The 18,570-nt window shown below is 57.5% G+C and carries 19 protein-coding genes; 11 read left to right on the top strand and 8 right to left on the bottom strand.

Annotated elements, in window-relative coordinates; translation table 11 throughout:
• Positions 1 to 7: 7 nt before the first annotated feature.
• A complete protein-coding gene (locus tag P8935_RS12580; RefSeq protein WP_348260639.1) occupies positions 8 to 1,039 on the top strand; it encodes a type II secretion system protein in 1,032 nt (343 codons plus the stop codon).
• 72 nt (positions 1,040 to 1,111) lie between these two features.
• On the opposite strand, the gene P8935_RS12575 is transcribed toward P8935_RS12580, so the two are convergent.
• Positions 1,112 to 1,492, bottom strand: coding sequence for an iron-sulfur cluster assembly accessory protein (locus tag P8935_RS12575; protein WP_348260638.1), 381 nt, complete (start codon positions 1,490 to 1,492; stop codon positions 1,112 to 1,114).
• A gap of 335 nt (positions 1,493 to 1,827) precedes the next feature.
• On the opposite strand from P8935_RS12575, the gene P8935_RS12570 reads away from it, so the two are divergent.
• Positions 1,828 to 2,100 (top strand): hypothetical protein, encoded by a 273-nt coding sequence (locus P8935_RS12570; RefSeq protein ID WP_348260637.1) that lies wholly within the window; start codon positions 1,828 to 1,830, stop codon positions 2,098 to 2,100.
• 72 nt (positions 2,101 to 2,172) lie between these two features.
• On the opposite strand, the gene P8935_RS12565 is transcribed toward P8935_RS12570, so the two are convergent.
• A complete protein-coding gene (locus tag P8935_RS12565) occupies positions 2,173 to 3,399 on the bottom strand; it encodes a VWA domain-containing protein (RefSeq protein ID WP_348260636.1) in 1,227 nt (408 codons plus the stop codon).
• Between the two features lie 359 nt (positions 3,400 to 3,758).
• On the opposite strand from P8935_RS12565, the gene P8935_RS12560 reads away from it, so the two are divergent.
• Both P8935_RS12560 and P8935_RS12555 read left to right on the top strand, forming a co-directional pair.
• Positions 3,759 to 5,453, top strand: coding sequence for a SpoIVB peptidase S55 (locus tag P8935_RS12560; RefSeq protein WP_348260635.1), 1,695 nt, complete (start codon positions 3,759 to 3,761; stop codon positions 5,451 to 5,453).
• 96 nt (positions 5,454 to 5,549) lie between these two features.
• Positions 5,550 to 6,557 (top strand): NAD(P)-dependent alcohol dehydrogenase, encoded by a 1,008-nt coding sequence (locus P8935_RS12555; protein ID WP_348260634.1) that lies wholly within the window; start codon positions 5,550 to 5,552, stop codon positions 6,555 to 6,557.
• Between the two features lie 87 nt (positions 6,558 to 6,644).
• Here P8935_RS12555 and P8935_RS12550 read toward each other — a convergent pair whose 3' ends face one another.
• Positions 6,645 to 7,109: a response regulator gene (locus P8935_RS12550; RefSeq protein ID WP_348260633.1), complete on the bottom strand. Its 465-nt coding sequence runs from the start codon at positions 7,107 to 7,109 to the stop codon at positions 6,645 to 6,647.
• 273 nt (positions 7,110 to 7,382) lie between these two features.
• Between P8935_RS12550 and P8935_RS12545 the strand changes: the two genes are divergently transcribed.
• The 5 genes from P8935_RS12545 to P8935_RS12525 all read left to right on the top strand — a co-directional run bounded on the left by P8935_RS12545 (position 7,383) and on the right by P8935_RS12525 (position 13,297).
• Positions 7,383 to 7,679 carry a hypothetical protein gene (locus P8935_RS12545; protein ID WP_348260632.1) on the top strand — a complete coding sequence of 99 codons (297 nt, stop codon included), beginning with the start codon at positions 7,383 to 7,385 and terminating at the stop codon, positions 7,677 to 7,679.
• 18 nt (positions 7,680 to 7,697) lie between these two features.
• Positions 7,698 to 8,096, top strand: a complete 399-nt coding sequence (locus P8935_RS12540; RefSeq protein ID WP_348260631.1) for an RNA-binding S4 domain-containing protein — start codon at positions 7,698 to 7,700, stop codon at positions 8,094 to 8,096.
• 131 nt (positions 8,097 to 8,227) lie between these two features.
• Positions 8,228 to 10,456 carry a hypothetical protein gene (locus tag P8935_RS12535; RefSeq protein WP_348260630.1) on the top strand — a complete coding sequence of 743 codons (2,229 nt, stop codon included), beginning with the start codon at positions 8,228 to 8,230 and terminating at the stop codon, positions 10,454 to 10,456.
• A 28-nt stretch (positions 10,457 to 10,484) separates the two neighbouring features.
• Positions 10,485 to 11,726 carry an FtsX-like permease family protein gene (locus P8935_RS12530; RefSeq protein ID WP_348260629.1) on the top strand — a complete coding sequence of 414 codons (1,242 nt, stop codon included), beginning with the start codon at positions 10,485 to 10,487 and terminating at the stop codon, positions 11,724 to 11,726.
• A gap of 209 nt (positions 11,727 to 11,935) precedes the next feature.
• Complete coding sequence (locus P8935_RS12525) at positions 11,936 to 13,297, top strand: FAD-binding oxidoreductase (RefSeq protein ID WP_348260628.1); 1,362 nt, start codon at positions 11,936 to 11,938, stop codon at positions 13,295 to 13,297.
• A 26-nt stretch (positions 13,298 to 13,323) separates the two neighbouring features.
• Here P8935_RS12525 and P8935_RS12520 read toward each other — a convergent pair whose 3' ends face one another.
• The 3 genes from P8935_RS12520 to P8935_RS12510 form a co-directional block, all read right to left on the bottom strand.
• On the bottom strand, positions 13,324 to 13,821 hold the full coding sequence (locus P8935_RS12520; RefSeq protein ID WP_348260627.1) for a GNAT family N-acetyltransferase: 498 nt from the start codon (positions 13,819 to 13,821) through the stop codon (positions 13,324 to 13,326).
• A gap of 30 nt (positions 13,822 to 13,851) precedes the next feature.
• On the bottom strand, positions 13,852 to 14,052 hold the full coding sequence (locus P8935_RS12515; RefSeq protein ID WP_348260626.1) for a hypothetical protein: 201 nt from the start codon (positions 14,050 to 14,052) through the stop codon (positions 13,852 to 13,854).
• 67 nt (positions 14,053 to 14,119) lie between these two features.
• Positions 14,120 to 14,713: a flavodoxin domain-containing protein gene (locus tag P8935_RS12510; RefSeq protein ID WP_348260625.1), complete on the bottom strand. Its 594-nt coding sequence runs from the start codon at positions 14,711 to 14,713 to the stop codon at positions 14,120 to 14,122.
• Positions 14,714 to 14,826: 113 nt separating this feature from the next.
• On the opposite strand from P8935_RS12510, the gene P8935_RS12505 reads away from it, so the two are divergent.
• Positions 14,827 to 15,708 carry a Cof-type HAD-IIB family hydrolase gene (locus P8935_RS12505; protein ID WP_348260624.1) on the top strand — a complete coding sequence of 294 codons (882 nt, stop codon included), beginning with the start codon at positions 14,827 to 14,829 and terminating at the stop codon, positions 15,706 to 15,708.
• Between the two features lie 18 nt (positions 15,709 to 15,726).
• Entirely contained in the window at positions 15,727 to 16,476 is a 750-nt protein-coding gene (locus P8935_RS12500; protein ID WP_348260623.1) for a lytic transglycosylase domain-containing protein, read from the top strand.
• Between the two features lie 694 nt (positions 16,477 to 17,170).
• Here the strand turns inward: P8935_RS12500 and P8935_RS12495 are convergent.
• Both P8935_RS12495 and P8935_RS12490 read right to left on the bottom strand, forming a co-directional pair.
• Positions 17,171 to 18,046 carry a response regulator gene (locus P8935_RS12495; protein ID WP_348260622.1) on the bottom strand — a complete coding sequence of 292 codons (876 nt, stop codon included), beginning with the start codon at positions 18,044 to 18,046 and terminating at the stop codon, positions 17,171 to 17,173.
• A 99-nt stretch (positions 18,047 to 18,145) separates the two neighbouring features.
• A complete protein-coding gene (locus tag P8935_RS12490; RefSeq protein ID WP_348260621.1) occupies positions 18,146 to 18,382 on the bottom strand; it encodes a hypothetical protein in 237 nt (78 codons plus the stop codon).
• Between the last annotated feature and the right edge of the window lie 188 nt (positions 18,383 to 18,570).

Here is an 18,570-nt window from a genome sequence, read left to right as displayed (position 1 = left end):
GAAATGATTGCATTTTGGATTTGTCATTCTGAGCGGAGCAGCTTGGGGCCCCACCAAGTGGGGTAAGCGGAGCGAAGGATCTGCTTCTTTCTGCATCACCGCGTTCAATCAGACGCATCGAAAAACCGAGGGAACACAAACTTATCTCGCAATGAACACGCATCCTCCAAATCGTCCCCGCCCTTCCGAAGAGGGCTACATCCTTGTAGCCGTTATCTTCATGATGGCCATCCTTATACTCTCCTTATCAATTGCGGTCCCCCGCGTTAAGGCGGCGATCCAGCGCGATCGCGAAATCGAAACCATGCAGCGCGGCAAACAGTACATTCGCGCCGTACAGCTCTACTACAAAAAGTTCAACACCTACCCACCCAACGTCGACGCGCTGGTCAAGACCAACAACATCCGCTTCCTGCGCAAGAAATACATCGATCCCACCACCGGTAAGGATGAGTGGAAGCCAATTCTCTTCGGCCAGAACAAGACTCCCCAGGCCATGGGATTCTTCGGGCAGCCCCTCGCAGCCGCGAATGGGGCAGGCATAGGCCCATCTGGAGGCAACACTGGCCTCAACGGTGCTGCGGGCTCGCCGGGTACCAACGGGCTCTTCAACTCGACACCCACCGGGTCCACCGACACAGGAGCATCAGGCGCCCCCACGGGTGGCACCGACGCCAACGGCAATCCCGTCGCCCCAACCAGCGCTGCCGGCCCCACTGCAGGTCCAACCGGAACCACAACTACCTCTGCATTCGGTTCAACCAATAATCCAACTGGCACTGGCCAGACCTTCGGCGGCGGAGGCATCATCGGCTTCTCCCCGCAAAGCCCCAAGCAATCCATCCTCGTATACAAGAAGAAGAACCACTACAACGAGTGGGAGTTCCTCTACAGCCCCCAAATGGATCAGCAGACGATGGCCGGAGGCAACACCGGCGCCATCGGCCAGCCCGCCAGCAGCACTACCACTCCGGTGGGTGGTACCACTCCGACCACGCCTGCCCCCACACCAACTACCCCCACAACGCCTCAGCAGTAAGAAGCTGCCTACAGACACAAGAAAGCCCGTCCATCAGGACGGGCTTTCTTAATGCTTCAACCGGAATGCGCTTTACACGCTGAACGACGATCCGCAACCGCAGGTCGACTTCACTTGGGGATTCTCAAATTTGAAGCCGGCCGCCTCCAGCGTCTCCACATAATCCACGATGCATCCGTTCAGGTACATCAGGGAGGTGGCATCGACATAAACACTGAGGTCGTCAAACTTGAAGACCTTGTCCATCATCCCGGCCTGGTTCTCAAAGGCCATCGAGTACTGGAAGCCCGAGCAGCCACCACCCACCACGCCGATGCGCAGTCCAGCGGGAAGCGGATCCTGGGTAGCCATGATCTCACGCACCTTGGCAATTGCTTGCGGCGTCAGAATAAGGGGTGCCTTCTTTTCTGTACCCTGCGTGGTTGTTTCCGGTGTAGTGGTTGTAGTCGCCATGTTTTCTCCCAGTCCTGCAAAGGTCTTCTTAGATGGTACTGTACTGCCCCTTGTAGAGCGGCACAAGGCCCATTCGTCCATGTATCCCATTGGATGCAACTGGATAGCCAAAAGTCGCGAAGAGACCGCAAGCGCCCCCGACCGCTAATCGCTGTGTCATCAACAAATTCAGCTTTCCAACCCCATCGACGCTGTCCGAATTACCTGTGATTCGTGTCACGGGATTCACATATCGTTCGGGGCTATGCTTTCAGCCGTAGAACCACCGCGATCCGGCGCCTACCGAACTTGGAAATGCCGAAAACTGAGGTGGAATCATCGCTGGAGGAAACGTTATGCCTTTCGTTCCCGTTATGTGGTCCATCTGGGGACTCACCATCATCGTGCTGGCACTCATGTTCTTGTATCGCTCCCGGCTGTCTCGGGATGAGGAAGACCAGATTTTTCTCGGCGATTCCTTTAGTCACGAGCGGACGGCGCAGCAGGCCATCGTAGCGAAGGTCGCTAAAGTTCAACCCTTGATCAAAGGCTCTGAAATCGTAGCCGTGGTTGCCACACTTTTCGTGATCGGCTACTACGTCCACGACATCTTCAACCAGTTCAAATAAAGCGTAGTTGCCCGTCTCCCTCCAAAAGCAAGCGGCAGCCATTCGTCTGTCGCTTGCTTCCTTCGCGAGCCTTTACTCCACTTCCTGCTTCGCCCGATAGCCGTCGCGCGCGATGATTTCATACTTCAACTGCTTGTGCTTCTCATCCTGGAAGCGCAGCGGCTTTCCTTCATCGTCCACCAACTCAACGCGCAGTTTGCGATAGGTCCCGTCCTGCTTGGCATCGCTGGGGTGATATACCAGTTCATACTTTGAACGGATAGCCTTGTTGATGTCCGCAAAAATGTCTGGCATCTCACCTACGAACCGGGGGCTGAACCACATGCCTCCAGTCATCCTTGCGAAGGTCTTCATCTCGTTATCGGCCTGCAGATAGTCGATGTCGCGCATCTGCTGGTTCATTCCTCCGCCGCCTTCAGTCATGGCGCGCATCGCGCCGCCAGTCGAAATTGCAAAAATCGTAATGTCCGGCGTCGTCTTCACCTTCTGATAAATCTTGTCCAGCGTCAGCTTCGAAAAAGTGTCGCGTCCGGATGCAATCAGAATGATGTACTTGTGCCCCTCGATGCGGCTCAACCGGTCTTCCGCTTCATATAACGCATCGAACAGGTTCCGTTCCGAAAATCCCGGAATCACCAGCGACTGAATCGCGTTCAAAAGCTGCCGTTTGTCCTGCGTGAAATCCAGCCAGATCTGCGTGCGCATGTCGAACGTCATCAGCGCTACGTAGTCCTGCGGCCGCAGTTGCTGGGCAAACGACCACGCGGCATTGCGCATGTCATAGAGAAAGCTGTAGGTGAAATTGCTATTCGCAAACTCGCACAGCATCAGCGCCGTTATCGGCGCCTCTACGCGCTTGAATCCCGTAACCTTCTGCTCCACGCCGTTCTCATACACCTTGAAATTCGCAGGCTTCAAACCAGGGACGAACTGGCCCGTCTTCTCCAGCAACACGCCTACGTCTACCGTGACTTCAGGGACATCGACGCGCAACGAATAATCCCCGGCTCCCTCAGGATTCTTGAACTTAGGTTCCGCCGGAGCGGCTGGTACTGGCGCTTCATCTGGCTTATCTTTCTTTTTGGGCAGAGCAACTGGACCGGTGTCGCCGCCGGGCCCGCCTGCATCGGGCGATGTCTGGTCGGGCTGTTGCGTCGGCGGAGTCTGTTGCGCTGGCGGCGTCTGTTGGGCCGGAGGCGTGCTCTGCGCAATGGCCAGCGGCCCCAGCGCCAAGGCTGCCAGCAATGAGAATGAAGCAAAACGGCAACGGGAAGAGCTGAACGAATAAATCATTGGCATAAGGCCTCTGTGTTCACAGCATAGGGACTGCCCAAAGCAATCGGCAAGCAAAGCAGCCCATCCGATGAAACAACCTTTCAATCTGAGCGTCAAAACCTTAGCGGATGGAATACAAACCAGAATTGCCGCCTAACGGTCCAATGCCGCTCCGGTTTAATCTTATAGACGTGAAACCCTGCCATAAGGCAATCTCGCCGCGGAACCGAACGATTGTTCAAATAATCGCCCGGACGGTCGAAGTATCCGTGCTTGCCGCATCCCTCTCGGTTTGCGTCCCAGCGCAGGATTCCGCTCCACCCCCCTCCCCCCCACCCTCCGGAGCCGGCTTCTACCCCCTCAACCAGTTGCATCGAGGTCAAATGGCTACGGCCTGGACGGTATTCACTGGCACCAGTCCCGAACCCATGCAGGTCGAAATCCTTGGCGTGCTTCGCGGTGCACGCGGCCCCGGCCAGGACATGATCCTCGCCAGGCTCCGCGGCGCCAAGCCCGAATATACTGGAGTTGTCGCGGGAATGAGCGGTAGCCCGGTCTACATCGGCAACAAGCTTCTCGGCTCCCTCTCTTACCGCATCGGCCAATTTGCCAAGGACCCCATTGCCGGCATAACCCCGATCGAGCAAATGCTCGAAGTCAAAGATTTGCCCGTCAATACGCAGTGGGCCTCAGCACCAACGCTGTCATCATCCACGCAAAAGCAGAACGCGTCTTCTTCGATAGGCATGGAGTTTCAAGCCATGGAAACTCCGCTCGTAATGAGCGGGTTCCGCCCGGAAGCCGTCCGGCTCTGGCAAAAGGAAATGGCCGGCACCGGGCTCGACATCGTCGCAGCCGGCGGCGGCAGCGGGTCGTCCAAGACAGATACTGACGGCTCCTTCGGGGCGATCTCGCCTTCCGCCGTCGCCAGCGTAGTTCCAGGCTCCGCAGTCAGCGCCCAACTCGTTCGCGGAGATCTTGAGGTCTCCGCCACCTGCACCGTCACCTACGTCGACCCCACCCAGCTCCTCGCGTGCGGACATCCCATCCTCCAGGCTGGCACCGTCTCTCTTCCCATGACCACCGCTGAAGTAGTGGAGACTCTTGCATCGCCTCTCAACGCATTCAAGATCATCAACACCGGTGATCCCATCGGCACGTTTACTGAAGATCGAAACTCCGCAATCCGCGGCGTGCTCCGCGCCAAGCCCCACATGATCCCCGTTCATATCACAGTTCATGGCGAAGGAGCTGACCGCAAATTAAACATCGAAGTTGTCGATTTGCCTTCGCTCACTCCCCAGGCACTCCTCGTCTCTCTCTACGACTCTCTGATCGAAAATAATCAAAGCAGCGCTGAAACCAGTTATCACGTGACTGGCAGCGTTAACATCGAAGGCTATCCCGCATCCCCGGTCGACATCTGGGCGCCGGCGGGAGATCAGATCCCCGCCCAACTGTCCGCTGCGATGCAGACTGACCAGAGCTTCGCAGTGCTCTACGCCAACGGAGCACGTCAGGGCGCGATCAAAGCGATCAACCTCGACGTCGACTCGATTCCGCGCCGCGCTCAGGTCGAACTTGAGACCGCGCGTATCGACTCCAGCAACATCGTTCACGCCGGCGACACTATTCTTGTCGAGGCAACTGTTCGTCCCTGGCAACAGCCCGAGCGCAACATCCGCATTCCCGTTAAGCTGCCTCCAGGCATTGCTACGGGAAATGTGCGAATGCTCGTATCCGATGCCGGCACTCTCGATCGCGCATTGAATCAGCCGCGAATCTCCAATCGCACCATCGATCTCGAAACCGCCCTCGCTGAAGCGCGAAGTCAACATCCTGCCGATCGCATCTTCGTCAGTCTTCTACTGCCCGAGGCACAAGCCGGCGTCAACGGACAAACGCTCTCCACGTTGCCTTTGTCGATGGCCAATGCACTTGAGCCCATGCGGACAGCCAAGGACGTAACTCTCAACGGCGAATCCGCGGTAGTCGCAGGCCAAGCGTCGGCAGGCGGCGTGCTCAGCGGATTTCAAATCCTCAATCTGCACATCGAGTCGGGCGGCGGTTTAGATTAGACTTATCCTGCAGCGCATACGCAAATCTGTCGCACGCGTTATGCGCTGAAATCCGGCCCCTTTTTTGCCAACCCCCAGCGAGGACTGCGGAACGACATGGCCCTAATTCAAGGACTGGCAGCTCACGCAGCGGGCGCCGAGCTTTTGCCTTTCCGCTATGACCCGGGAGAACTGGGCATGCAGGAAGTCGAAATCGGCATTACCCACTGCGGCATTTGTCATAGTGATCTTCATCTGATTTCTAACGACTGGGGCATTAGCCAATATCCATTTATCCCCGGTCACGAAATAATCGGCACCATCACTGCGGTTGGCTCCCGCGTTCGCTCTCTCAAGGTTGGAGAGCGCGTCGGGCTCGGCTGGCAGTCCAACTCGTGTGGAGAATGCGAGTGGTGCAGCCGCGGTCTCGAAAATCTCTGCGCCTCGTTGGAAGCTACCTGCGTGCACCGCAATGGCGGATATGCGAATAGCGTCCGGGCCAACTCGCGCTTCGTAATGAGCATTCCAGGTGCTCTGCCCAGTGAACAGGCTGCTCCGCTGCTCTGCGGCGGCATCACCGTCTACAGCCCTATGCGTGACCACGGCATCAATCCATCCTCCCGCGTGGGTGTCGTAGGAATTGGCGGCCTCGGACACATCGCCATTCAATTCGCCCGCGTCTTCGGAGCAGAGGTCATCGCTTTCTCCACCTCCACTGGCAAGGAAGAAGAAGCCCGCGCTCTCGGCGCACATCACTTCGTGCATTCACGCGAATCGAAGTCGATGAAAGAAGTAGCTGGCTCGCTCGACTTCATTTTGAATACCGCCAACGCCGATCAGGACTGGAACGTCTACATCCAGGCCCTTCGTCCCACCGGAACTTTGTGCTTCGTCGGCGTGCCACCCTCGCCAGTGTCGGTGCAAGCCTTCCCGCTCATCGGAGGAATTCGCACCGTGACCGGCAGTCCCATCGGCAGTCCGCAAAAGATTCGCGAGATGCTCGACGTTGCCGCGCGCCACGGCGTCAAAGCCACAACGGAAGCTTTCTCGATGGCCAAGGCGAACGACGCCATCGAGAAGGTGAAGAAGAACAAAGTGCGCTACCGCGCCGTCCTCTCCAACTAACCGTTCTCCAACCAAAATCAAATGGGCGCCCTCAAAGGGCGCCCATCGAGTTTTCATGCGATGCGTTTACGCTCTTACTGCAATAGGCTAAACGTGAACCTGCTTGTGCGGCTTCAAACCTTCAGACACCCGCTGCAAAAGATCCTGCGGATGAAGCGGCTTGTTCAGCAGCGTAAACTGATGCCCGTCCGCGCGTGCACTGGCCAGCAGATCGGCCGTCGAAGCCTGCCCGGAGAAAAGGATAATCTTGCAATCAGGAAAGATCCGACGAATCGTGATTGCGAGTTCAATGCCGGTCATGCCCGGCAAAACCACGTCAGTGATCAGCATCTCCGGCGGCGACATCAGCGCCGTCTCCAGCGCACTGTCTCCGTCGTACTCCGCCGTTGCGTTGTAGCCGCTGCGCGAAAGAATCTCGGCCAGCGTATCGGCAATCACGCTCTCATCGTCCACCACAAGCACCATCGGCCGGTGTCCTCCGGCCCTGTTTTCCTCGATGTGCGCGGGAACTTCCTTGAGCGGAACAGTGGGGAAATTCTTGTTCTTGCTCACTTGGTCTTCACCTCTCGAAATACCCTACCAGAATTTCCCCGATACGGGGTATCTCTTTGCCTTTACGCCCTAAACGCTTATAACTTCGTGAGTTATAGAGGGCCACCAGAATACGGCCAGATTCAGCCAGAGGCATCCATATCTTTTCGGCTTGCATCTTGACTAATAGTATCGCCGTAATATAAGGATAGTTTTGCGCAGAATTAGCCATACGTTAAGGGCGCGTCTCCCGAACGGCGTGGAGAGAAAAAATATCATCCGCGAGGGAACCCGATGGCGACCAACGCCAATCCAGACGCAGCACACATAAGATACGAATCAATCGATCAGTCCGACGTCCCGAAAGGGCGGGACGGTAAACACAAGAGAATTGTGGGTCAGTTGTTAAGCGACCTCGAGCAGCTCGAATCCGGCCGCGCTCTCAAGATTCCGCTCGAGGCATTGCCGGACTCCAAAGAAAACATCCGCTCGGCGCTGAATCGTGCCACTCGGCAAAAGGGCATCGAAGTCTCCACCTCCAGCGATACCGGATTCCTTTACGTCTGGAAAACTCCACCCACGGAATCATAAAGTCCTCCGCGAGACATCGTGCCGCCCCCGTCAACCAAAAATTCCGTGCGCATCGACAAGTGGCTCTGGGCGGCGCGCTTCTTCAAAACCCGCGCCCTCGCCTCCAAGGCCTGCGATCTGGGACGCATCCATTCCAATGAGATTGAAGCCAAGCCTGCACGCGATGTCCGCATCGGCGACATGCTCCGAATCAAAAACGAAGGCGGCGAATTCCACGTTGAAGTTCTCCAGTTGAGCGAAATGCGAGGTCCGGCCGCCATCGCGCAGGCCCTCTACCGCGAAACCGAAGACAGCAAAGAAAAACGCCAGCGCGAAGCCGCCGAACGCAAAGCCATGCAACAATACGCTCCCCTGCCCGAAGGTCGCCCTTCCAAACGCGACCGCCGCCGCATCATCCAGTTCCGCAGCGGCGCATAGCAGCATGCATAAATGCGGAATGCGACCCGCCAACCATCTTTAGTAGACTCGACTTCAGAATGGTTTCTGCAAAATCCCCTTCCTTCCGCCACTTATCCCAATTGGCCGTCCTTGCGTTCGCTGTCGCGTCGATGCAATCGCATGCCCAGGGAACTCACCTCTGGTCCCAATCGCGCGTAGATGAATTTGAAAAAGGTACGCCGCAGGGCGTCGCCATCGGCAGCAGCGGCTACCTCCGCGAAGGCCCTGGCCTGGCCGAAATCCTCACCACTCCTTCCACGTTTGTCTGGTCAGTCGCAGTGGACAAGACTGGAACACCCTATCTCGGCACCGGCGCCCCTGCAGCCGTGCTGCGCTCCACTCCGCAGAAAGATGGCAAGCCTTTCACGCTCTTCGAATCGCATGACGTGAGCGTGCAGGTAGTCCGCATCGGTCCCGATGGTTCGCTTTACGCCGCCACTGTTCCCGGCGGCAGGGTTTACAAACTCAATCCGAGCGCAACCACCAAACAGGACGAGTCCACCGCAAAGCTCATCTTCGACGCCGACAAAATCGATGACCCCTCAAGCGACAGCAGCACAAATACAAAACGTGAATCGAGATCGCACTACATCTGGGACATGACCTTCGACGCCGCCGGCAAACTCTACATCGCCACCGGCGGCCCCGGAACCATCTACCGTGTCGATCCCTCCAACCCCGGTGCCACCCCACAGACATTCTTCAAGAGCGACGAACAGCATATTCGCTCACTTGCCTGGGATGCCAAAGGAAATCTAATCGCCGGCTCTGACGGTTCCGGCCTCGTCTATCGCATTAGCCCCCAGGGCAAAGGCTACGTGCTTTTTGAAGCGCCACGCCGCGAAATTACCTCCGTCGCAGTCGCCGCCAACGGCACCATCTTCGCCGCCAGCGTTGGAGACAAGAGCCGCAATCCTCTTCCCCCGCTTCCCGTGCAGGGCGTTGGATCCATCAGCTTCACCATCGTCCAGCCCGGTTCGCTTCAAGCAGCGAACGCCAGCAGTTCCACCCCCGAGGGCACTGAGATCTACGCTCTGGTCGAAGACCAGGCTCCGCGCAAAATCTGGTCCAGCAAAGACGACATTGTCTACGCACTCGCCGCGCAATCCAATGGCGTGCTCGCCGTCAGCGGCAATCGCGGACACATCGTCCGTATCCAGGAAAACGGCGACTACGCCGACATCGCGCACGTTGAGGCGCAACAGGGCCTAAGCGCAGTCGCCGCTTCCAGCACTGGAACCAATAGTCTCTTCATCGGCACCGGCAACACCGGCAAGCTCTACACGCTCGGCAAATCGGAAAAGCATGAATACGCCAGCGACGTGCTGGACGCGGGTGCATTCGCGCGCTTCGGCCGCATAGAGATCGATCCCGACTCCGCAAACTACGAAATCCTCACCCGCACCGGCAACGTCGAACAGCCCGCACGCGGCCATGGCGACTGGGGTTGGTCTGATTGGCAGCCTCTCAAGGACGGTGCCGTGCAATCGCCCTCCGGCCGCTTCCTTCAATGGAAAGCCGTCCTCCATTCCGGAGGCAGACTCGGCAGCGTCGCCGTCAACTACCTGCCCGTCAATGCCGCGCCCGAGATCGACGATCTAGTCGTCGCACCCGGCGCGCGCCTCAACGCGCAAAACGCCAGCAATTCCCCGCAGAACATAAACATCAGCTTTCCATCCGCCAACCAGCAACTCGTCGTACCCGTCGAAAGCGGTACCGCCAACACTCCTCTACCCGCCATTAAGGATCGCACCGCCGTCACCGTCCGCTGGGCCGCCCACGATGAAAATGGAGACGACCTCGTCTACTCGCTCTTCCTGCGCGGCGACGGTGAGCAAGATTGGCATCTTCTGAAAGACGGCATCACCGACAAGGCTTACAGCTTCGACGCCGCGCTCATTCCCGATGGCGGATATCGCGTCAAAGTGATCGCGTCCGATTCACCCTCGCACACACCCGGCGAAGCGCTCACCGGCGCCAGGGAAAGTGACCGCTTCGAAATCGACACCACGCCTCCAGTCGTCTCTGCTCTGCATGCTGAAGAGGCGCTTGCGAAATGCGCGCAGGCTCCCTGCCCTGCCCCCGTGCACGTAACCTTCGACGCCGAAGATGCGGCCTCTCCCATTACCCATGCCGAGTACGCAATCGACGCCGGCGCATGGCAATACATCGAACCAGTCGGCAAGCTCTCTGATGCGAAGCGCGAACACTACGACGTCCAGATTCCTGGCAAATCCACCGAAGCCAAATCGGCAGAACACCTCATCACGGTGCGCGTCTATGATCGCCACGATAATGTAGGCGTAGCCAAAACCGTGTTCAACTCTTCGGAAAAGTGAGAAGCAGCAGACGTGAAAGTAAGGCAAGATGCGATTTGAGCTTTATGTGGCGGCCCGGTACCTCAAAGCCAAACGGCGTCAGGCCGTCGTTGGCGTAGTCACCGCCATCTCCATTGCCGGAGTCGCCGCCGGAGTCGCCGCTCTCATCATTGCTCTCGCCATCACTAACGGCATGCGCCGCGACTTGCAGGATCGCCTTATCGACTCCAGCGCACATGTACAACTCATGCGTGTAAAAAACGACGGCATTCGCGACTGGCAACCGCTCGTCGAAAAGCTGTCAAAGCTCCCTCACGTCGTCGCCGCTGCCCCCGAACTCGACGAGCAGGTAGTTGTCACGCACGGAGCTCGCGAAGGATATGCGCTGATCGAAGGTGTCCTGCCCGGGCGCGAAAAAACCGTCAGCAAAGTGCTTATTAACTCCACTTCAGCAGCCGTCAACGCGCTCGAGCCTTCAACGGCCGCGCCCGAAGGTCCTCGAGACCAGCCCCTCATCCTCGGCAAAGATCTGGCTGACTCCATAGGCGCCACCATCGGCGATTCTGTAACCCTCATCAGTCCGCAAGGTGATCTCACGCCCCTGGGGGTCGTCCCCAACATCGTCCACTTTCGCCTCGTCGGCACCTATCACAGCGGCTTCTATCAATACGACTCCGCGTGGGGCTTCATCCGGCTTGCCGACGCGCAGCACCTTTATGGCGAGCCTGACCTCGTCACCGTCATCAGTTTCAGAGTCGACGATCTTAACAACGCTCCGCAAATTGCAAAACAAATCGAGCAGGCCGCTGGCCCCGGCTTCATGACTACCAACTGGGAAGAACAGAACAAAGAACTCTTCCGCGCCCTCGCACTTGAGCGCATCGTCACCTTCATCGTCATCACCCTCATCGTGGTCGTCGCTGCGCTCAATATCCTCATCGCGCTCACCATGATGGTGATGGAAAAGACCCGCGACATCGCGGTCCTCATGAGCTTCGGCGTAGCTCCGGCACAAGTGCGCCGCATCTTCCTCTTACAAGGACTGCTGATCAGCGTAGTCGGAACCGTACTTGGACTAATCCTGGGCTACATCGGCGCCTGGGCTGGCGGCCATTACCACATTCAACTCTCGCCCGACGTCTACGCCATCGACACGCTTCCCTTCGCTCCCCGCCTGATCGACGGAGTTCTAGTCTCCGCTGTCTCCATCAGCATCTCGCTGCTAGCCACACTCTACCCCTCATCCACAGCAGCAAGAATCCGCCCCGCCGAAGCCCTCCGCTACGAGTAGCACTCCTATCAACAAAGAGTCACGTAGTCGAGGTTTGATGCCCCGCGCGTTGCAGGTGCCAATCAAAAGGGCGAGATGATACGCTTTTTCCCATTCCAAACGTAGTCTCTTAGTAGGTTTGTCTTCTCCATAACCGCCCTTTATCCACAATGGGTCACCGGTCTGTTGTGTCTGACCCTGAAAATGAATCTCCCCGGAGGAATCGCCGCATGACGCCTCAAATTGAGATAGCAGACCGCGATGCATTGAAGAGCCTTCTGCGTGGCACAGTACATCTCCCTGATAGCGACGGATACCACGAGGCACGGCAGGTGTGGAACGCCATGATCGACCGCTATCCGGCAGCAATCGTTTGCGCATCCGGAGTCGCGGACGTGATGACGGCGGTCCAGTTCGCCGCCGAACGCGGCCTTCCGGTTGCCATCCGCTGCGGAGGTCACAACGTAGCTGGAACCTCTGTCGGCGATGGCAGCATCGTCATCGACCTTGCGCGTTTCAAGTCCGTCCGGGTCGATCGCGTTCAGCGCAAAGCATGCGCCGGCGGCGGTGTTTTGTGGGGCGAATACGATCACGAGACGCAGGCCTTTGGGCTCGCATCACCGGGCGGCGCTATCTCCACCACAGGGATCGCTGGACTCACACTCGGCGGCGGCTACGGCTATTTGTCGCGTCGTTACGGAATGGCATGCGACAACTTGATCTCAGCCGACGTGGTCACTGCCGCAGGCGAATTTATAACGGCGAGCGCCGATTCCCACCCCGATCTTTTTTGGGCGCTGCGTGGCGGAGGAGGAAACTTCGGAGTCGTGACGTCGCTCGAATTTCAACTTCATCCAGTCCGTGAACCCCTTGGTGGATTAATTGTTTTCCCCTTCGAAATGTCAAAAGCTGTCTTGCAGAGACTCCGCGACCTGAGCCTCGAAGCAAGCGACAACCTTGCAACAATGTTTGCAATCATCCCGTCTCCCGATGGAGGCAAGTTCGCCGCAGCCGTGGTAAGCGATATCGGAAAGGAAGGCGAGGGCGATCGTGCGGCACAGGCCTTTCGCGAACTGGGATCGGTTCTGTTGGATACTGTTGCACCTGTGTCCTACTGCACGATGCAGCGGCAAGTGGATGTGTCTTACCCCAAAGGCCAGCGTCATTACTGGAAATCCTCTTTCGTGAAGACGCTGTCCGATGACGTCATTGACCTGGTGATTGAAGCTGCTGGCTCAGCGCCTTCGCCCCTGAATGTCATCATGGTCGAGGTATATGGAGGCGCCGTCGCCCGGGTACCCAGTGACGCCACGGCTTTTGAACATCGTGATGCATTGTTCAACCTGAGTTTCCTCGCGATCTCAAACGATCCTGCGAACGATAGCGAACAGCGGGCGTGGGCGCGAGAGAACTGGCAGAAGGCCCTGCCATACTCCACCGGAGGCGCATACGTGAATTACATGTCGGAGGGGGAGGACGTGCATTCGGCCTACAGCGACGCACGCTTCCAGCGCCTGGCAGCAATCAAAGCGAAGTACGATCCAACAAATCTGTTTCGCTTCAATCAAAACATTCCGCCCGCGAGGAAATGAACATTCGATAGATAGGCGGAGGCGGATCAAACTAACCTGCGCACCATCTCAAATTCCGTGATCGCCGCATCGTTCGGATACACCCCAGTCTTACCCGTCATCGCAAATCCCATGCGCTGATAAAACGCGATCGCTACGTCGTTCACGCTGGTCACCATCAACTTCAACTCGCGCATTCCGCGAGACTGCGCCCAATCCGCCACCGCTTCCACTAATTTCATTCCAACACCCGCGCGCCTGGCCTCCGGAGCCACCCACATCGAAATCACCTGCGCACATTGCTCGACCTCCTCATACGCGCCAATTATCCCGCACACGGCATCTCCCTCCATCGCCAGAAAAATCGCCGACCCATTGCTGCTCCAGCGCACCGCGCGCTTCCTCCACTCCTCATCGGGAAACAGCGACTCCTTCGCATACGTGCTCGAAAAAGCCGTCAGAGAATCCAACAGTGCGCGCAGCCGCACATCCTTCAACACGAGAGCAGTCTCGGGCGTGATGCGCTCGATAGTGATCAAGGCCACCCCACTAAGTCTCTGAGAGTTCCTGCGAATTTACTGCGGCGTAATAATCCCGCCCAGGGCATGCCGTCTCGGCAGCACAATCCCACGATGATCCACTTCCACCGGCGCCACCTTCACTTCAGCCTGTGGCAACGACTCTCGCTCGATCAACGAACCACCGCAAGCCGGGCACCAGTCCGCTTTCGTATCATGCGCCAGTTCCGCATGGCAATGTGTACAGATCCGTTCCATGCTGCCAGTGTATCGAATCACTCCATCAATCAAAGCGTCGCGGTAGCGCGCAAGTGGTGGCCATCCATCACTTGCCCAGCATACTGTTTTTATACAAAGTGTATTCCGCAAACTCTCCGCGATTGGCGTCGGGTCCTTTCTTCACATGTTCCGCAATCGACTGTGCCCACCGGCGAATCCATTCCCAGTCCCGTGTATCCGAAACTGGCATCTTCCTCATGGGATTGCCGGGAAACTTCATCACCAGGTTGAATGGAAACGTCAGCTTCAAATGATGCGGATCAAATTTCCCGCCCACCACACGCACATCTGCCGCATGAAGCCATGGATACTTCGCCAGTTCCTTGCGAGCCTGCTCTTCAGCCTGCGTAAAGTGCTTGGGATCCTTGTCCGTTGGTCCCAGCACGAATATCCAGGGCCGCGCGTTCTCGAGCTCGCGCCGAAAGCGATTCATAAATCCGTGAAACTCCCTCGGAAAATGTCCAACATAAAGTGCCGCACCCAAGACCACCGGCGTCCCATCGGCGATTGCCTCCACCATTGCCATCGGCTTCAAATCCACGAGGACGTCAGCCTGCTCCATCGTCGTTCCAACCGCCTCGGCTACATCTTCCGTCGACCCGCTCCGCGTCACGTAAGCAATCAGTACCTTTGGCTGCATCGCGCACCTCACTTGCGCCGATTCTGCGATATTCTCCGCTTGCCGCGACGTGCCAACCATCACATCGTCCCCGCCCGCCAGCGCTCGGCGTCTCCCGCCGGTACACTGGATATATGCATCCCCCCGTTCGCCTGGTGGCGATCGACATGGACGGCACTCTGCTGCCCACCTTCAGCCAGACCATCAGCCCCCGCAACGTGCAGGCGCTCAAGGCGGCACAGGCCGCCGGAATCACCGTGGCCATTGCCACTGGCCGCCGCACCGCCTACACCGCTCCCCTCCTCGAAGGCCTCGGCCTGCGAGCGGATATGCCTCTCATCACGTCCAATGGAGCAGTAACCCGGACCCTTGGCGGAGAGCCGGTCGACCGCTCCCACCTCGAAGCTCGGGTGGCACGCGGCATCTGCACTCTGCTAAGGCCTTTCGGAACATTGGTATTCACATTCGATCAAGTGGGACGCGGCGAATTGATCCTCGAAGACTTCGAACAGGCACATCAGCGGATCGCCCTGTGGGTCGAAGCCAACCGCGACGCCATCGACATCGTAAAGCCCCTCGAAGACGCCCTCACCGACGGCAATGACCCCATCCAGGGCATGGTCACCGGTGGAGTCGACAAGATGAAGCAGGCTGAAAAAGCTCTCAAAGCCAGCGAATGGGCCGGTTCCTGCGAAGCCGTCCGCACCGAGTATCCAGCCCGTGACCTCTCCATTCTCGACCTCCTGCCCCCCGGCGTCTCCAAAGGATGGGCGCTTGAAAGACTCGCCGCCCGCCTTGGGGTCGATCGCAAAGAAACCATGGCCATCGGCGACAACTGGAACGACGTCGACATGCTCGAATGGGCCGGCCAGGCCGTGATGATGTCCAATGCCGCCCACGACCTGCGCACCCTCGCCAAAACCCGCGGCTGGAAGCAAACCGCCCCCAATGACCAAGATGGCGTAGCCGTGACTTTGGAGATGGTAGTAGCCCGCCGAACTTCTGCTAAAGTTTGAACCAACAGGACCCTGAATTTGCGTTTTCGCCTCCATCTCGCAGCCGCGGCCCTTGCCTGCACAGCAGTCGCCTGCCCCGCCTTTGCCGCGGAGCGTGTCCTGCTAGCCAACGGCTTTGACATGCGCTGCAATCACCACGCCCAGGTCGGCCCCATGGTTCGTCTCTACACCGGCACCGGCGAAGCCAGCTACATCGAGTTCCGTCCCGAAGAGATCGCCGGCTACGAAACCGTCCCCGATCCTCCACCGTCACTGGCCGCGCCCAACTCGAAATCACTCAGGGCGGAAACAACGCTAAGCCCCGCCGACCTCCACCAGATGCTCTCTGAAGCCGGACAGCAGCACAACCTCGACGCCGACCTCCTCGCCAGCGTCGTCAAGGCCGAGAGCAACGGCAACACCCGCGCCGTCAGCCGCGCCGGTGCTCGCGGACTCATGCAGCTCATGCCCGGCACCGCCGCTGAACAAGGGGTCAACGACAGCTTCAAAGCCGATGAAAACGTCCGCGGTGGCTCCGCATATCTCAATAACCTGCTAATTCGCTACCACGACAACATCGCACTCGCCCTCGCCGCCTACAACGCCGGCCCCGCCGCGGTAGACAAGTATCACGGCATCCCGCCCTACCATGAGACCCGCGCATACGTAGCCCGCGTAATCCACGAGTTCAATCGCCGAGTCACCGCCCGCCAAACCCAGCTCAGACAAGCTCAAACCCGAGAAGTGACTTTTCCTTTAGCCAGTCTGCAATCCTCTCCAACCCGCTAAAGCAAAACCACTCGACTCAAGCGCGCAAAACAGCGGAGCAACTCGCGATGTCATCCTGAGAAGCGAAGCGACGAAGGATCTGCGGTTGCTTTTCTCCATGAGCCGTCATTGCATGGCTGGCCGCGCCCCGGCAAGATGCAGAAACACGTGACACAGACGTATACTTTAGCCGCAGTGATGGCTTAGAAACGGAGGCAACTCCGATGCGTTTGAAGATCCTCGCTTTATTCCTCTGCGCCGGCGCAATGGGCACGTGTCAATCGGCTCCGCCCACTCCCAGAACATCATCACGAGTCGACGAGAGCCGCCAAGGCACTCCACGATGGACGGATTGCAAACGATCCACGCCGGACATTTCGGCGCCAAGGCAAGGGCAGCAACGTTTCAACCTGCAGTCGTTTCCTTGGAACAACGCGCAGCTTGACGCCAACAGTGCAGTCCATTCGCCGTTCTCAATTCCCATCGCGCCGTCTTGCCCGTTTAATCAAAATCTCTTGCGATCATTCCACGCGAAGTTGGAACCGTTTCCGCCTCAGCGGCCCAACTCGAGATTTGAACCGATCCCGACACAATGGCCCAACGCAGAGTTCGAGCCAATTCCCACAGAATGGCCAAATCTCAAATTAGTTCCTCTAGCGTCGCAACCGAGCACGCCCTCGATTCCGGCAAAGTAATTAGGAACGAGTGAAGAGTGTCAATTCGCAAGTTGCTTCAGTTTGGCTTCAGCGATGTAACTTGCCATTGCCTGTGCTAACTGCGAATCAACTTCATCTGCAATCACCATAACGTCAACCAGAAGTAAGCTGAAGTCCACCTTCTGCAGGTTATTCTGCAGCGATTGAAAGATGCTGACTTGCAGCATCCGGGATTCCTCCACCAGCATGGAAGCCGTGTAACCTTGTCTAAATCTCATCCGCCCATGTTCAGCAGCGTCAGCCGAAACCAGGGCATGCGTGCCCAGCGGCAGCGGGTTGCGCAGTCGATGAACAAGATCGCGGAAAACTGCTGGTAGATGTGCACACCTTTCGCTTTTCTCTAAGTGAACAGTAATAAAGCTCGACTCGCGTTCCGCGCACCTATACCAGTCATCAGTTGTATTCTTCGACTCGCGTTCCAGTATCGTAGACACATTTTCGATCTCATTGACTGAACTCTTACGGCCCTCCTTCAATCGCTTCCTGATCGTTTCAACAAGGGAACCGGGCGCCATCGGTTTTAATAAGACCTGATCGGTTTGAAGAAGAATTGCAGCCGTTGCTGCAGACATCTCCGGATAACCGCTGTAGATAAACGTTGCGGCTTTCGGATGCGAGTGCCGCATTGCGCTCGCAACCGTCAATCCGTCCCCGGGATCCGGCATATGCAGGTCAGTCAATAAAACGTCGAAGGTCTGAGAGCCAATCTGTCCGAGTGCTTCGCTTACATCTGCCGCAGTCACTACATCGAATCCACTGAATCGAAGCACCATCCCGAGTGAATCCCGGTTTGACTTGTCATCGTCTACTAATAGAATTCTTGCTTTTAATACTGGTTCGGCGCCTGTAACACCTTCATTTTGAGCATGGGGCATCGTGTTCTTTCTTCCGAACAGTTGAGATTGTGTCGGAGTCTACTTCCACTGTGTCATGTACCGCGCATTAAAGCTGTTCATAACAAACCACATAACCACTCACTGCTGCGATGGCTCTTTAGGCGGATGCGCATCCTGTACATTGCCCAGCGCGAGAACAACAGTCTCGTTGAAGTGGGGATCTTCCACGCGATCAGCGGCACCTTTCAGCAGAGCGGCAACCAGCCCAATCACAGCCGCAACAGCCATGCACTCCATCTCGGCAAAAATTCGGCCAGCGCCGAAAAACAGTTGAAGGAAGTGGCCACCGAAGACGAACAAGAAAGCCGCGACCACGCCCAACGCCCCTGCGATCCCATTTATCACGGAACACAGAAGAGGCCGAACGCCGTGCGGAGCAGCTGTTTCTGCGGAATTCACGTCACCCGCAATATACACCGCATCGAGATCGCACTATATCGATGCGATCGAGGTCAAGAAGTTCTTGTCTAGCTGGTCACAGTAAGCTACAGCGATTTGGTTCA

The sequence above is a fragment of the Telmatobacter sp. DSM 110680 genome (assembly GCF_039994875.1).
Lineage (GTDB): Bacteria > Acidobacteriota > Terriglobia > Terriglobales > Acidobacteriaceae > Telmatobacter.
Note: the sequence above shows the minus strand (reverse complement) of the source record. Positions and strands in the feature narration are given on the sequence as shown.

Coding starts and splice junctions, on each gene's coding strand:
- P8935_RS12575 (WP_348260638.1), bottom strand. CDS start 1,492: ATGGCGACTACAACCACTACACCGGAAACAACCACGCAGGGTACAGAA.
- P8935_RS12570 (WP_348260637.1), top strand. CDS start 1,828: ATGCCTTTCGTTCCCGTTATGTGGTCCATCTGGGGACTCACCATCATC.
- P8935_RS12565 (WP_348260636.1), bottom strand. CDS start 3,399: ATGCCAATGATTTATTCGTTCAGCTCTTCCCGTTGCCGTTTTGCTTCA.
- P8935_RS12560 (WP_348260635.1), top strand. CDS start 3,759: ATGGCTACGGCCTGGACGGTATTCACTGGCACCAGTCCCGAACCCATG.
- P8935_RS12555 (WP_348260634.1), top strand. CDS start 5,550: ATGGCCCTAATTCAAGGACTGGCAGCTCACGCAGCGGGCGCCGAGCTT.
- P8935_RS12545 (WP_348260632.1), top strand. CDS start 7,383: ATGGCGACCAACGCCAATCCAGACGCAGCACACATAAGATACGAATCA.
- P8935_RS12535 (WP_348260630.1), top strand. CDS start 8,228: ATGCAATCGCATGCCCAGGGAACTCACCTCTGGTCCCAATCGCGCGTA.
- P8935_RS12530 (WP_348260629.1), top strand. CDS start 10,485: ATGCGATTTGAGCTTTATGTGGCGGCCCGGTACCTCAAAGCCAAACGG.
- P8935_RS12525 (WP_348260628.1), top strand. CDS start 11,936: ATGACGCCTCAAATTGAGATAGCAGACCGCGATGCATTGAAGAGCCTT.
- P8935_RS12515 (WP_348260626.1), bottom strand. CDS start 14,052: ATGGAACGGATCTGTACACATTGCCATGCGGAACTGGCGCATGATACG.
- P8935_RS12510 (WP_348260625.1), bottom strand. CDS start 14,713: ATGCAGCCAAAGGTACTGATTGCTTACGTGACGCGGAGCGGGTCGACG.
- P8935_RS12505 (WP_348260624.1), top strand. CDS start 14,827: ATGCATCCCCCCGTTCGCCTGGTGGCGATCGACATGGACGGCACTCTG.
- P8935_RS12495 (WP_348260622.1), bottom strand. CDS start 18,046: ATGCCCCATGCTCAAAATGAAGGTGTTACAGGCGCCGAACCAGTATTA.